Origin of the sequence: Streptomyces sp. D2-8, from assembly GCF_023184515.1 — a bacterium.
In the GTDB taxonomy this organism is placed as follows: Bacteria; Actinomycetota; Actinomycetes; order Streptomycetales; family Streptomycetaceae; genus Streptomyces.
Genome location: NZ_JAAHBP010000008.1, coordinates 336144 through 349474 on the forward strand (window position 1 = coordinate 336144; position 13331 = coordinate 349474).

The following is a 13331-nucleotide window of genomic DNA, read 5'->3' on the forward strand; positions in this document are numbered from 1 at the left end:
CCGGGAGGGCCGGACGAGCCTCACCGGACACCATCGAAAACGAGGAGCCAGGATGGCCGCCACACACCCCGGACGCACGCACACAGCCAGGCAGGAGTGGGCCACGGGCCTGACGGTCTTCGCGGCCGTCATGCTCATGATCGTCGGAATCCTCGACATCATGAGAGGCATCGCGGCGATCGCCGAGGACGACATCTTCGTCACGACGAGCAACTACACCTTCGCGTTCGACCTCACCAGCTGGGGCTGGATCCACCTCGCCCTCGGCGTGGTCGGCGTGATCGTCAGCCTGGGGCTGTTCCAGGCATCGACATGGGCACGCGTCATCGGCGTGGGCATCGCCGGACTCATCATCATCGCCAACTTCCTCTCCCTGCCGTACTACCCGGTCTGGTCGATCGTGATGATCGCCGCCTCGGGGTTCATCATCTGGGCCCTGTGCGTGGCGAGGAAGGACGAGTCGTTCGAGTAGTCCGAGCACCCACGGCACGATCTCCGATCAGGGCGCCCCGGGGTACGTCGCACCCCCGAACCGGCACGGCCGCGGGTGCGACGTACCCCCGGACCGGCACGGCCGCGAGGATCCGTACCGGCGCCGGAGGGACAGCGCTGATGGGAGGACGCGGCCCGACCGGGAGCCGGTCGGCACGGGTTCACCGACGGACGCCGACGGGCACCGCGCCGGATGGGATCGGCGCGCCTTGCACTGCTCGCCTTCCTGGCGAGCGCGCTCGTGCCCCTCACCGTCGCCGGTCATCCGCGCAGCGCGCTCTGGGTGCCGGTCGGCGTCGCCGGGCCGGCCCTCGCCGCAGCCGGGGTGTGGTGGACCTGGGCGCACAGCGGCGCCGGGCGTGCTGGGAGCGGTTGTTGTCCGTGCTAGCCGACGGACGAACTGCCCGTGCGCACGAGCGCACGCAAAAACTCCCGACCTGTACCGCAGGTCGGGAGTGATTCCGGAAGTGCCCCCGGCAGGATTCGAACCTGCGCACACGGCTCCGGAGCCCAGGTGAGAGCAGGACTCCACCGGGGCCCTGACCTGCGCCGGAGGCTCTGAGTAGGCAGGCGCCGAGCAAGATCATCACGTCCCTATTACGTGGGCCACCTGTCGGCCGGCGACTCCGGGCCGTATCGTCGAAGCATGATCTCGGGCAGCGATGGGGGACCGGTCGGCGGCGGCACGGAGTTCACGGCGGAGGGCCTGGCGGCCATCCTCCATGAGACGTGCGAGACGGCCGGACTCGACTCCCGCGGCGCCGAGTTGCTGCGGCTGGGGTCGAACGCGGTCTACCGCCTGGCTTCGTTACCGGTCATCGTCCGCATCGCCCGCGATCCGGCGGTGCTGGCGGAGATGGAACGGGCCGTGAACGTGGCCCGGTGGCTGGAGACAGAGAACTTCCCAGCCGCCCGAGTGCCAGCCTTGGTGAGTCAGCCGATGGTCGTCGGCGGCCTGGTGGTCACCTTCTGGGAGAGCGTCCAGGAGAACGAGGAGTACGCGACGCTCGGCGAGCTGGCTGACCTGCTGCGCCGCTTGCACTGGCTGGAAGAACCTGAGCCACTCGGCCTGCCGTACTTCGATCCGATGGCCAAGCTGACGGCGTCACTAGACGGGCTGAACGGCGTGGCCGAGGAAGACAGGGCCTTCCTGGAGGAGCGAGCGGCCAGGCTCTCCAAGGACTATGACCGGCTGGACTTCGTCCTTCCCTTCGGCATGATCCACGGAGATGCCAACATCGGGAACATCCTCCGGCACCGGGACGGGCAAGCGGTACTCATCGACCTGGACGGCTTCGCGCTTGCTCCACGCGAGTGGGACCTGATCCTGACGGCGATCTACCACGACCGTTACGGGTGGCACTCGAAGACGGAGTACGCGGAGTTCGTCCACCGGTACGGCTTCGACCTCATGAACTGGCCAGGCTACGAGACCTTGGCCGACCTCCGAGAACTCATGATGGTGGCATGGGCCGGTCACCAGGTCGGAACGAGTGAACATTCTGCCGCCGAGTTCGCCCGGCGGGTGCGGTCCCTGCGGACGGGCGAGGGGCGCGAGGAGTGGAAACCCTTCTGAGGGTGCCCTGGTCAAGTTCGCGTCAGCGCATGGTCAGCTGTACTGCTCCGAAGCGATCCACAACCTGTGCTCGCGGGCCTGCTCTGCGAGTTCATGCACCGCGCTGCTTCGGTCGGCCGCGCTGAGATTACGGCGGAACTCGGCGAGATAGCTGATGCATCGGGCCGACTTGAGCGGAAGCTCTTCCGGCCTACGAACTAACCAAGTCCTTCCGCTTGCTCGTCGCCCTCTTCAGCATCGCCGACTCCCGCAGGCGGGCGCTGCACTGTGTCGGCGGATGTGGTCACGCGTGGCACAACCTGCCGGATCCGCCACGCGACGCAACCTGAGATGTCTTCTTTCCCTGGGTGTTGTCGGGGATCTTGGGGAGCTGGGTCTTTACTGGTCAGGTGCGGTGGGATCGTGCGCCTGGTAGTCGTCGTTGGTCGTCATTGGCCACTGCCGAGCGGCCTCGGACGGCCCAGGGACGGCCCAGCCGTGGATCACATGAACGGCCTCAGCCAGCGGAGGTAACCCGCCACTGCGCGGTGATGCACCCCTCTTCCATGTCCCACCACTCCGTGGCCACGCCATGGCTGAGCAGCTTCTGCACCTTGGCGAGATCAGCGGTGGGCGGGACGTCCAAGGCAACCATGCCGAACCGCTCTATGCCCTCGCCGCAGAACTCCGAGTCCTTGAAACGCGTTGATCACGCTCTGCCGCACAGTTGCAGAGCCGCCGGGTTCGGTAGGAGTGCCCGCCGTCGTTGATCCAGACGCTGTCGGCCGACCACCTTGCGCCGCTGAGCACGGCCGAGCAGGCGATGAGCAACACGCTCACGAACGTGTGACGCCTCCCGCGCCGGTGGCGCGGGGTCAGCCAACGTGGCCAGCTCGGGCAGTGCGCGGTGCTGACGCGAGGGCGACTTGATCAGGCAGACGCTGGCACATTGAAGCTCCGGTTCGGCAAGGCGACTTGATCTCTCGCCCACTCCAACCGGACCTTCGATATGTACGGGACGGGCCCACCGGCGGTCGTCACACCACCGTCACCTGCAACCATTCGACCCCGCCAAGACTTTGCAACCGCCCTGGGTGAGCCCCCGACCACCACTTGGGAAGTGTCGGGGGCGCATACGCTCTCGCCGGAATCCTACGAATGATTCTTCTTCTCGACGTAGTAGGCGTAGGCATAGCCACCGCTCGTGCCGTCAGCGGTAACAGCCGAAAATGCGACAGGGCCCGACTCGGCTGTGTTGATGCTCCGTTGAAAAATGGACCCGTCGCATACAAGGGTGGCCGATGGAGCGTCTTTGCCCGCAGTGGTGAGCGTCAGTTTCACCTTTTCGCCACCCGTACAAGTGAACGCGAATGCCACGCTCAATACATCGTCGGGCACGGACGCCAGCGTGTTCCCGAAGTTCCGCTCCAGCACGCCAGACCCGTCACTCAGCGACTCCATTTCGATAATGCCCTTCTCCAGCACTGACTTCGCCGCTTCTGCCCCGTCCGAAGCGGAGGTCTTCGAAGTTGAGGCCTTCGGAGGAGACGGCTCGCTGGAGCTGCAAGCCCCCACAGCGAGCGGCATGGAGATACCCAGGCAAATGGAGAGATATCGTACGCGCCTGCCACTGATCATCACGAGTTCTTCCGCCCGATCGAAATGTCGCCCTTCCTGGGAGCCTTGATGACGATGGTCTTCTTCTTAACCTTGCAAGGCGGAGCAATCCACGTCTTGGTGGCCGTGAGCTTCCATCCCTGTTGGCCGAGCACTGCCCGGTACCCCTTCGTTGTGGTGTTCTTGTCGGTGACGGTCTGCGTACCGGACCATGTCCACTTGTTGCTGATCTTGGTATCGACAGAGGTCTTGGCCTTCGACAGGATGACCCCCGCCTCGGCTTCCGCACTGACGCCGATGTCCCAGGTGAATTCATAGCTTTCGGTCAAGGCCCAGGACACGCTCTGGCCGGGCAGCAGCCAGGTCGACTTCGGCGGCTTGCTGGCTATGAAGTACGGCGATCCCTTGACTTTGTACTTCGGCTTGTCGTTCACCTCAGGGCACGCGCTCGCGCTTCTGCCATCACTCGCCTTCTCGCGCTCCCCTTCGAAGGTGAACGTGACCTCGTCACCGAAACCGATGACACGCCCATCGTTCAGGACAATCCCGCCGCCGTCAGTGGGAGTTATCTCATCCTCCCCGCTATCAGCGTGCGCGATAGTCGACATACTAAGCACCGCAACTACGGTGGTAGCGGCGAGAACCCGTATCTTGCTGCGCATAAGTGCGCCCCCTGTTTTGTGTGTTGCCTCCAGCCGGGTTGGTCGCTTCCCGGCTGCGATCATCATCGCACCACATGTGAAGCAAGCGTCACAAGCGCATCAACGAAGACTTGAGGAATAACTGAGCGAGAAGCCGTGAACGCCGAAGAGCCCCGACTTCGATGGGCCGAGGGTCTTCGAACCGGTGGGGTTAACAGGATTTGAACCTGTGGCCTCATCCTTATCAGGTCGATCATGCGGTGTCGGCGACGTCAGTCAAGGCGCTCCGTGCCTTGCCTGCTCGTGCGCTGCTGTCCGGCTCAGGTCCCCGCTGTTCGCGCTTGTTGGTGTCAGCCGCTGATGTCAGTGCAGAGCGACAGCCTTGACAGATTCGCCCCGGTGCTTCGTGGAGACGGCGCATCTGAGTACCTGTGCTCATGTGCAGTGCCCGCTCTAACACCAAGCTGACTCCATGTACTTAGCAGATCGGCCTGAAGACGGGACGGCAGTGGGCATGGGACAGGCAGATGAACCATCAACCGGCCAGCAGATCGCGGTCAGCGTGGTGCTACTCGTCATCGACTTCATGGTCATCGCCTGCGCTGTGTACGTCTACGGGATGACGGGATGGGCCGAAAGCTACGACAGTGACAGCACCAGTCCGTCGAGTGCGTCGGGGGTGGCATTGCAGGCATCGTGGCTACTGGTAGGCGGCGCAGTAGTCACAGGCGGTGGCCTCCTGGCCAAGGGCTGGCGTATTGCTGGCATCGTGCAGCTGGTTGTCCTTGGGGGTGCGGCGGCACTGTTCTCTTCTGCTGTCGGTGGATAGCCCGCCCCTGCCAAGCCAGAGGTTCCCACCACTCACCCCAGCTCCCATCCCGTCCGCCGTCGACCCACACACCGTGGAGCGGGCGTGGTCCCTGGCGTCCAGGTGGAGCGCGCCACTGTACGAACGACCTGGACGCCAGGGACCGCGTCTGCTCGGCTCTGCCTGGGTCGACGGCGTACGGGATGGGAGCTCCCTGCGCACGCCACTTCGGGCCCGCAGTCGGGAACGGCGCCCCCTCCATCCCGGTGCCGGCCGATCCCCCGCCGGAGGCCTTGCCTTGCCCGCACGCTGCTCTGTGCGGTGATCGACTCATGGCCACCGGCCCTATCCACGCGTGGGCGCGCGTCGGCGCAGCCCGGGCGGAGCGGGCCGAAGGCAGGAGCGGCGCCCGGAGCGGAGCCGGGAGCGCGCCCGGCGGAGCGGAGCGCAGCCGGGGCTTGATGACGTAGCTGCTGAAGATCTACGCCAAGTGCATCGACGGCCAGGAGCAGGAGATGAACGACCGCATCATGCAAGGGCTGGGGGAGGGGGACGAACCTACGGACTGACAGCCGACCATGACCGACAGACCGAAGCCCCGGACCGTGAGAGGTCCGGGGCTTCGGCCTGTCCACGGGAGGTCCACAGGGCTACTCTCAAGGCCTGCGAAACGGCCTGTGACCTGCCGTGAAGCCCGCCAAGATCAACATGCTATTACAACGTGATCACTGGCAAACAGCTGCTCCCGGCGGCATTCGCCTGCACACACAACAAGACCCCGCACTCAGCAAACGCGCTGATGGCGGGGTCTTTAGGCACTTCCTGCGAAGTGCCCCCGGCAGGATTCGAACCTGCGCACACGGCTCCGGAGGCCGTTGCTCTATCCCCTGAGCTACGGGGGCGTGTCGGTCGAGGAGCTGTTGCTCGCGGCGACGGGTAGAACACTACCAGCTCCCTCGGGGTGGTCATGAACGGGTTTCCGCTGCCGGGGGCGGGGATGCGGGTCGCTCGAGCGGGGTGGAAGTGGGGAAAACCCGGACGCGATGGCCGGGGTCGACCTACTCTCGAGTTGTGCCAGGGGCGTCGGGTCGGGTGCTTGTTGTGGACGACAACAAGGTCATCCGGCAGTTGATCAGGGTCAACCTCGAGCTGGAGGGGCTGGAGGTCGTGACCGCGGCCGATGGTGCCGAGTGTCTTGATGTCGTTCATCAGGTTCGGCCCGATGTGGTGACCCTCGACGTCGTCATGCCCAGGCTGGACGGGCTGCGGACCGCCGCTCGCCTGCGGGCCGATCCGCGGACCCGGGACATGCCCCTCGCCATCGTCAGCGCCTGCGGTCATCACGAGGTCGAGGCCGGACTCGAAGTGGGTGTCGACGCCTTCCTCGCCAAGCCCTTCGAGCCCGCTGAACTGGTGTGTATGGTGCGGCAGTTGGTCGAGCGGGCCCGGGGTGGGGGCCGGCCGCGCGGCGGTGGTCCCGACGCCGGCGGCGGGGGCGCCCAGGCGAAGGAAGTGGATCAACCCGCCGTACCGTAGGCGCGTGGCCCGTGCGCAGCCCCTGAACAGGGGGGTGCGTCCACATCCCGGACCGTGCGGAAACCGGCTCGCATACCCACCCCCTTCCTCCCATACGCTTGTCCCGTGACCCCCGTCGAGCTCTCCCGCACCGTGCTGTACGCCGTGCGTCGTGCTGTCGACGAGGGTGAGCTCAGCGTGACCGTGCCGGAGCGGGCCGTGGTCACTCCGCCGGGGCCCGGGGGGTGTGGCGACTACGCCACGAACATCGCCCTCCAACTGGCCCGCGCGGCAGGACGGCCGCCGCGTGACGTGGCCGAGATCCTGCGGGCGCGGCTCCTCGACGAGCGACGGTTCACCGACGTCGTCGTCACCGGGCCCGGCTTCCTCAACCTCAGCCTGCAAAGCGCCGCCTCCGCCGGCCTCGTCGAGGAGATCCTGCGGCGCGGGCGGCGGTACGGGCACGCGGCCACCGGGTTCAGCGGGACCGCCGTCCGGCTCCGGTGCCCGGCGGAGGTGCGTGCCGTCGTGGTCGCGGACGCCGTGACCCGTGTGCTGCGCAGCCAGGGGGACTTCGTCCGTGTCGAGTGCGACGGCCGGCCCGACCCGGAGTGGGAGTCCGTCCTCGGGGCCGACGTCACCACCCGCGGGCCACGTCTCATCGCCGACCGGTCCCTCACCGTGCGCCCCGTCCCCGCCCCCGCCGACCCCCTGCCCCTCGGCAGGGACGCCGCCCGCTGGGCCCTGCTGCACCCCGCCGCCCACGACCGGCCCCGGATCCCCGGCGATCACCTCGTCCAGCGGGAGACCAACCCCCTCTTCCGCGTCCGGTACGCCCACGCCCGCACTCGGGCCCTCCTGCGCAACGCCGCCGACCTCGGCTTCCACCCCGAGCCCGGTCCCGTGAGCGAAGCGGAAGCGTTGACGGCCGTACTGGGCGACCACCCCCGCGTCCTCGCCGCCACCGCCGCGCAGCACGCCCCCGACCGCCTGGCACGGCACCTCATCGCCGTCGCCGATGCCGCGATGCCCCTGCTGTCCGCCGTGCTGCCCCTCGGTGAGGAGAAACCCTCGGCCGCCCACCGTGCCCGGCTCGCGTTCGCCGAAGCCGCCGGGACGGTGCTGGCCGGCGGCCTGTCCCTGCTCGGTATCGACGCTCCCGACCATCTCTGAGAGACACGAACAGATCATGAGCCGTTCCGCACACCCCGCCGGGCCCCGTCACGCCGATGTCCTCCCCGAGGGTCACTACTCCGCCCCGCCCGCCGACCTCAACGCGCTGGACCCCAAGGTGTGGGCCCAGACCGTGACGCGGGACGGCGACGGAGTCGTGACCGTCGGCGGCATCCCCGTCACCCGGCTCGCCGAGGAGTTCGGCACCCCCGCCTACGTCCTGGACGAGGCCGATTTCCGGGCCCGCGCGCGTGCCTGGCGCACCGCCTTCGGGACCGACGCCGACGTCTTCTACGCCGGCAAGGCCTTCCTCTCCCGCGCCGTCGTGCGCTGGCTCGACGAGGAGGGGCTGAACGTCGACGTCTGCTCCGGCGGCGAGCTGACCACCGCCCTCTCGGCCGGCATGCCCGCCGACCGCATCGCCTTCCACGGCAACAACAAGTCCGTCGACGAGATCACCAGGGCCGTCGAGGCCGGAGTCGGGCACATCGTCCTCGACTCCTTCCAGGAGATCGTCCGCGTCGCCCACATCGCGCAGAGCCTCGGAAAGCGGCAGAAGGTCCTCATCCGCATCACCGTCGGCGTCGAGGCCCACACCCACGAGTTCATCGCCACGGCCCACGAGGACCAGAAGTTCGGCATCCCGCTGGCCGGCGGACAGGCCGCCGAGGCCGTACGCCGGGCCCTGAAGCTCGACGGGCTCGAGCTCGTCGGCATCCACAGCCACATCGGGTCGCAGATCTTCGACATGTCCGGGTTCGAGGTCGCGGCCCACCGGGTCGTCTCGCTCCTGAAGGCCGTCCGCGACGAGCACGGCGTCGAGCTGCCCGAGATCGACCTCGGCGGCGGCCTCGGTATCGCGTACACCAGCGACGACGACCCCCGCGAGCCGCACGAGATCGCCAAGTCGCTCACCGAGATCGTCACCAGGGAGTGCGAGGCGGCCAAGCTGCGCACGCCGCGCATCTCCGTCGAGCCGGGGCGCGCCATCGTCGGCCCGACCGCCTTCACGCTCTACGAGGTCGGCACCATCAAGCCCCTCGACGGGCTGCGGACCTACGTCTCCGTCGACGGCGGCATGTCGGACAACATCCGCACCGCGCTGTACGACGCCGAGTACAGCGTCGCGCTGGTCTCCCGCACCTCCGACGCCGAGCCGATGCTCGCCCGCGTCGTCGGCAAGCACTGCGAGAGCGGGGACATCGTGGTCAAGGACGCGTTCCTGCCGGCCGACCTGGCACCGGGTGACCTCATCGCCGTACCGGCCACCGGCGCGTACTGCCGGTCCATGGCCAGCAACTACAACCACGTGCTCCGCCCGCCGGTCGTCGCCGTCGACGGCGGTGAGGCACGGGTGATCGTCCGCCGCGAGACCGAGGAGGACCTGCTGCGTCTCGACGTCGGCTGAGCGAGAGAGCAAAAAGGCGAGAAAGCGGAAATCGGCGGGCGGCGGAAGATCTCCTGTCTTCCGCCCCAGCGAAAATGAAATAGACGTCTCACGATCCGGACCGGGGGCAGAAACTCCCGTCCGGTGAGTGAGACTGGTTCCACCGTAGACGGTAATGAGGAAACGAGGTCGGATGATGCGTACGCGTCCGCTGAAGGTGGCGCTGCTGGGCTGTGGAGTGGTCGGCTCAGAGGTGGCGCGCATCATGACGACGCACGCCGACGACCTCACGGCCAGGATCGGGGCTCCGGTGGAGCTGGCGGGTGTCGCCGTCCGCCGGCCCGACCGCGTACGCGAGGGCATCGACCCCGCGCTCATCACCACCGACGCCACCGCCCTCGTCAAACGCGGCGACATCGACGTCGTGGTCGAGGTCATCGGCGGCATCGAACCCGCGCGCGGCCTCATCACCACCGCCTTCGAGCACGGCGCCTCCGTCGTCTCCGCCAACAAGGCGCTGCTCGCCCAGGACGGGGCGGCCCTGCACGCCGTCGCCGACCAGCATGACAAGGACCTCTACTACGAGGCCGCCGTCGCCGGTGCCATCCCGCTGATCCGGCCGCTGCGCGAGTCCCTCGCCGGCGACAAGATCAACCGGGTGATGGGCATCGTCAACGGCACGACGAACTTCATCCTCGACAAGATGGACTCCACCGGCGCCGGCTACCAGGAGGCCCTCGACGAGGCCACCGCCCTGGGCTACGCGGAGGCCGACCCGACCGCCGACGTCGAGGGCTTCGACGCCGCCGCCAAGGCCGCGATCCTCGCCGGCATCGCCTTCCACACGCGCGTGCGCCTCGACGACGTCTACCGCGAGGGCATGACCGAGGTGACCGCGGCCGACTTCGCCTCCGCGAGGGAGATGGGCTGCACCATCAAGCTGCTCGCCATCTGTGAGCGAGCCACCGACGGGGCGTCCGTCACCGCGCGCGTGCACCCGGCCATGATCCCGCTGAGCCACCCGCTGGCCTCCGTCCGCGGCGCCTACAACGCCGTGTTCGTCGAGTCCGACGCCGCGGGGCAGCTCATGTTCTACGGCCCCGGCGCGGGCGGTTCCCCGACGGCCTCCGCCGTGCTCGGCGACCTCGTCGCCGTCTGCCGCAACCGGCTCAGCGGCTCGACCGGACCGGGCGAGTCCGCCTACGCCGCGCTGCCGGTGTCCCCGATGGGCGACGTCGTCACGCGCTACCACATCAGCCTCGACGTGGCCGACAAACCGGGTGTTCTCGCCCAGGTCGCGACCGTCTTCGCCGAGCACGGAGTCTCGATCGATACGGTTCGCCAGTCGGGGAAGGACGGCGAGGCCTCCCTCGTCGTCGTCACGCACCGTGCGTCCGACGCCGCCCTCACCGGGACCGTCGAGGCGTTGCGCAAGCTCGACACCGTGCGTGGTGTCGCCAGCATCATGCGGGTTGAAGGAGAGTAACCAGCAATGACCCACCAGTGGCGCGGAATCATCGAGGAGTACCGGGACCGGCTGCCGGTATCCGACAGCACGCCGGTCGTGACGCTCCGTGAGGGCGGCACGCCCCTCGTGCCCGCGCAGGTGCTCTCCGAGCGCACGGGCTGCGAGGTCCACCTCAAGGTGGAAGGCGCGAACCCCACCGGGTCCTTCAAGGACCGCGGCATGACCATGGCCATCACCCGGGCCAAGGAGGAGGGCGCGCAGGCCGTCATCTGCGCCTCCACGGGCAACACGTCGGCCTCCGCCGCCGCGTACGCCGTGCGGGCCGGGATGGTCTGTGCCGTGCTCGTGCCGACGGGCAAGATCGCGCTCGGCAAGATGGGCCAGGCCCTCGTGCACGGCGCGAAGATCCTCCAGGTCGACGGCAACTTCGACGACTGCCTCACCCTCGCGCGCGGCCTGAGCGACAACTACCCCGTGGCGCTGGTCAATTCGGTCAACCCGGTACGTATCGAGGGTCAGAAGACGGCCGCGTTCGAGATCGTGGACATGCTCGGCGACGCGCCCGACATCCACGTCCTGCCGGTCGGCAACGCGGGCAACATCACGGCCTATTGGAAGGGCTACACGGAGTACGCCGCCGACGGTGTGGCGACCCGGACCCCGCGGATGTGGGGCTTCCAGGCCTCCGGCAGTGCCCCGATCGTGCGCGGCGAGGTCGTCAAGGACCCCTCGACCATCGCCACGGCCATCCGCATCGGCAACCCGGCCTCCTGGCAGTACGCGCTCGCCGCGCGGGACGAGTCGGGCGGTTTCATCGACGAGGTGACGGACCGTGAGATCCTGCGCGCCTACCGGCTGTTGGCGTCGCAGGAGGGCGTCTTCGTCGAGCCGGCGTCCGCCGCGTCCGTCGCCGGTCTGCTGAAGGCCGCCGAGCAGGGCAAGGTCGACCCGGGGCAGCGGATCGTGTGCACCGTCACCGGCAACGGGCTGAAGGACCCCGACTGGGCCGTCGCCGGTGCCCCGCAGCCGGTCACCGTACCCGTCGACGCGGCGGCCGCCGCGGAGCGCCTCGGCTTGGCCTGACGTGCGGCGATGCCGCGAGCGCCGGTGCAACGCCGGACACGGTCCGGCGTAAGACGGCGCTTGCCCGGGGAGTTTCCCTACGGGGGGTGCACAGGGGGCTTACGACACGCATCGTGCGCCTCCTGTGCGCCCTATGTCGCCACAGAACCTTCCTTCGATAGGCTGTACTGAACCCGCCCGCCGCATATGCCTCCGCATGGAGCACGGTGCCGCGCCGTCTCCGCGGCCGGGGCAGCGGCCGGCCCTCGCGGTCGGCAGCCGCCCCCAGGGTTCTCGTACGCCATCGAATGTCCACTGAACGTCATTCGACAATCACGCAGCTCAAGGAGAGTCATCGAGCGATGGCCGGTCCAGCGTTCCGCGCCGCCGCCGTCCGGGTGCGCGTCCCCGCCACCAGCGCCAACCTCGGCCCGGGCTTCGACGCCCTCGGCCTCGCGCTGGGCTTGTACGACGACGTGGTCGTCCGGGTGGCCGACTCCGGGCTGCACATCGACATCGCGGGTGAGGGAAGCGAGACGCTCCCGCGCGACGAGCAGCACCTTCTCGTACGTTCCCTGCGCACCGCCTTCGACCTGCTGGGCGGACAGCCGCGCGGTCTGGAAATCGTCTGCGCCAACCGCATTCCGCACGGCCGGGGCCTCGGCTCCTCCTCGGCCGCCATCTGCGCCGGGATCGTCGCCGCCCGCGCCGTGACCATAGGGGCCGACGCCAAGCTCGACGACACCGCGCTGCTCGAACTCGCCACCGAGATCGAGGGCCACCCCGACAACGTCGCGGCGTGCCTGCTCGGCGGCTTCACGCTCTCCTGGATGGAGGGCGGCGCCGCCCGCGCGATCAGGATGGACCCCGCCGATTCCATCGTTCCGGTGGTTTTCGTCCCCGGAAAGCCGGTACTCACCGAGACGGCGCGCGGCCTGCTCCCGCGCTCTGTTCCGCACGTCGACGCGGCCACCAACGCCGGCCGGGCCGCCCTGCTCGTCGAAGCCATGACGCGCCGCCCCGAACTGCTGCTGCCCGCCACCGAGGACCGCCTGCACCAGGAGTACCGCGCGCCGGCCATGCCCGAGAGCGCGGCACTGGTGGAGCGGCTGCGGGGCGACGGCATCCCCGCGGTCATCTCCGGGGCCGGACCGACGGTCATGGCACTGGCCGACACGGAGACCGCCGACAAGGTCGAGGCCCTGGCGGGCGCGGACTGGGCGGCGAACCGGCTGCCCCTCGATCAGCAGGGGGCGAGTGTTCTGCCGCTCGCTTCCTCCGGTGACATCTAAAAGCGCGCGGTTGCCGGATTTCGAGAGGGGGAATGTTTGTTGGATCCGGTAGTGTTAACCTCAAGTCTGCACCCGACCCCACCATGGCGAGGTGCCTCGTGTCCCCGTCCGGGACAGACATTCTTCCGGGAGCCCCCCAAGCCGCACTGTGTTCCGTACGTCGGACCGTACGCCGTACAAGGACACTGAGCGGGGCGCAGGGCACGCTCCGGAACCGGTGCGACCACGCCGCGTGACACTGACACTGGGTGCCACGGCTCAAGGAAGCGCCATCACCAGATTCCTCCGCCGCTTAGGCGGACCACCGCCCCGGCACGGTTC

11 protein-coding genes, 1 tRNA gene and 2 pseudogenes are annotated in these 13331 nt (G+C 68.4%); 10 read left to right on the forward strand and 4 right to left on the reverse strand.

Annotated elements, in window-relative coordinates; all coding sequences use genetic code 11:
• Window positions 1–52: 52 nt before the first annotated feature.
• The 3 genes and pseudogenes from G3I77_RS17505 to G3I77_RS17515 form a co-directional block, all read left to right on the forward strand.
• Complete coding sequence (locus G3I77_RS17505) at window positions 53–472, forward strand: hypothetical protein (RefSeq protein WP_248504790.1); 420 nt, start codon at window positions 53–55, stop codon at window positions 470–472.
• A gap of 666 nt (window positions 473–1138) precedes the next feature.
• On the forward strand, window positions 1139–2068 hold the full coding sequence (locus tag G3I77_RS17510; protein ID WP_248504792.1) for an aminoglycoside phosphotransferase family protein: 930 nt from the start codon (window positions 1139–1141) through the stop codon (window positions 2066–2068).
• Between the two features lie 191 nt (window positions 2069–2259).
• Window positions 2260–2397, forward strand: a pseudogene (locus G3I77_RS17515) (DUF5958 family protein); the annotation flags it as partial.
• A 167-nt stretch (window positions 2398–2564) separates the two neighbouring features.
• On the opposite strand, the pseudogene G3I77_RS40895 reads toward G3I77_RS17515, so the two are convergent.
• From G3I77_RS40895 to G3I77_RS17530, 3 genes and pseudogenes are all read right to left on the reverse strand, one after another.
• Window positions 2565–2784 (reverse strand): annotated as a pseudogene (locus G3I77_RS40895) (DUF4265 domain-containing protein); the annotation flags it as partial.
• 415 nt (window positions 2785–3199) lie between these two features.
• Complete coding sequence (locus G3I77_RS17525) at window positions 3200–3532, reverse strand: hypothetical protein (protein ID WP_248504798.1); 333 nt, start codon at window positions 3530–3532, stop codon at window positions 3200–3202.
• A gap of 152 nt (window positions 3533–3684) precedes the next feature.
• Complete coding sequence (locus G3I77_RS17530; RefSeq protein WP_248504800.1) at window positions 3685–4326, reverse strand: hypothetical protein; 642 nt, start codon at window positions 4324–4326, stop codon at window positions 3685–3687.
• A 493-nt stretch (window positions 4327–4819) separates the two neighbouring features.
• On the opposite strand from G3I77_RS17530, the gene G3I77_RS17535 reads away from it, so the two are divergent.
• On the forward strand, window positions 4820–5134 hold the full coding sequence (locus G3I77_RS17535; protein WP_248504802.1) for a DUF6234 family protein: 315 nt from the start codon (window positions 4820–4822) through the stop codon (window positions 5132–5134).
• A gap of 809 nt (window positions 5135–5943) precedes the next feature.
• Here the strand turns inward: G3I77_RS17535 and G3I77_RS17545 are convergent.
• Window positions 5944–6015, reverse strand: a tRNA-Arg gene (locus tag G3I77_RS17545).
• A 121-nt stretch (window positions 6016–6136) separates the two neighbouring features.
• Here G3I77_RS17545 and G3I77_RS17550 point away from each other — a divergent pair.
• The 6 genes from G3I77_RS17550 to thrB all read left to right on the forward strand — a co-directional run bounded on the left by G3I77_RS17550 (window position 6137) and on the right by thrB (window position 13010).
• The gene (locus G3I77_RS17550; RefSeq protein WP_248504804.1) at window positions 6137–6649 is read left to right on the forward strand and encodes a PleD family two-component system response regulator; all 513 of its coding nucleotides are present in this window, start codon (window positions 6137–6139) and stop codon (window positions 6647–6649) included.
• A gap of 105 nt (window positions 6650–6754) precedes the next feature.
• Window positions 6755–7801, forward strand: coding sequence for an ArgS-related anticodon-binding protein NrtL (nrtL, locus tag G3I77_RS17555; RefSeq protein ID WP_248504806.1), 1047 nt, complete (start codon window positions 6755–6757; stop codon window positions 7799–7801).
• Window positions 7802–7817: 16 nt separating this feature from the next.
• On the forward strand, window positions 7818–9209 hold the full coding sequence (gene lysA / locus G3I77_RS17560) for a diaminopimelate decarboxylase (RefSeq protein ID WP_248504808.1): 1392 nt from the start codon (window positions 7818–7820) through the stop codon (window positions 9207–9209).
• A gap of 175 nt (window positions 9210–9384) precedes the next feature.
• Window positions 9385–10674, forward strand: a complete 1290-nt coding sequence (locus tag G3I77_RS17565) for a homoserine dehydrogenase (RefSeq protein ID WP_248504977.1) — start codon at window positions 9385–9387, stop codon at window positions 10672–10674.
• A 6-nt stretch (window positions 10675–10680) separates the two neighbouring features.
• On the forward strand, window positions 10681–11739 hold the full coding sequence (thrC, locus tag G3I77_RS17570; RefSeq protein ID WP_102908196.1) for a threonine synthase: 1059 nt from the start codon (window positions 10681–10683) through the stop codon (window positions 11737–11739).
• Between the two features lie 341 nt (window positions 11740–12080).
• Window positions 12081–13010 carry a homoserine kinase gene (gene thrB, locus G3I77_RS17575; RefSeq protein ID WP_248504810.1) on the forward strand — a complete coding sequence of 310 codons (930 nt, stop codon included), beginning with the start codon at window positions 12081–12083 and terminating at the stop codon, window positions 13008–13010.
• Window positions 13011–13331: the final 321 nt, after the last annotated feature.

What these genes read in the sequence shown, in the direction of transcription:
- G3I77_RS17505 (WP_248504790.1), top strand. Translation starts at nt 53, where the DNA reads ATGGCCGCCACACACCCCGGACGCACGCACACAGCCAGGCAGGAGTGG.
- G3I77_RS17510 (WP_248504792.1), top strand. Translation starts at nt 1,139, where the DNA reads ATGATCTCGGGCAGCGATGGGGGACCGGTCGGCGGCGGCACGGAGTTC.
- G3I77_RS17530 (WP_248504800.1), bottom strand. Translation starts at nt 4,326, where the DNA reads ATGCGCAGCAAGATACGGGTTCTCGCCGCTACCACCGTAGTTGCGGTG.
- G3I77_RS17535 (WP_248504802.1), top strand. Translation starts at nt 4,820, where the DNA reads ATGGGACAGGCAGATGAACCATCAACCGGCCAGCAGATCGCGGTCAGC.
- lysA (WP_248504808.1), top strand. Translation starts at nt 7,818, where the DNA reads ATGAGCCGTTCCGCACACCCCGCCGGGCCCCGTCACGCCGATGTCCTC.
- G3I77_RS17565 (WP_248504977.1), top strand. Translation starts at nt 9,385, where the DNA reads ATGCGTACGCGTCCGCTGAAGGTGGCGCTGCTGGGCTGTGGAGTGGTC.
- thrC (WP_102908196.1), top strand. Translation starts at nt 10,681, where the DNA reads ATGACCCACCAGTGGCGCGGAATCATCGAGGAGTACCGGGACCGGCTG.
- thrB (WP_248504810.1), top strand. Translation starts at nt 12,081, where the DNA reads ATGGCCGGTCCAGCGTTCCGCGCCGCCGCCGTCCGGGTGCGCGTCCCC.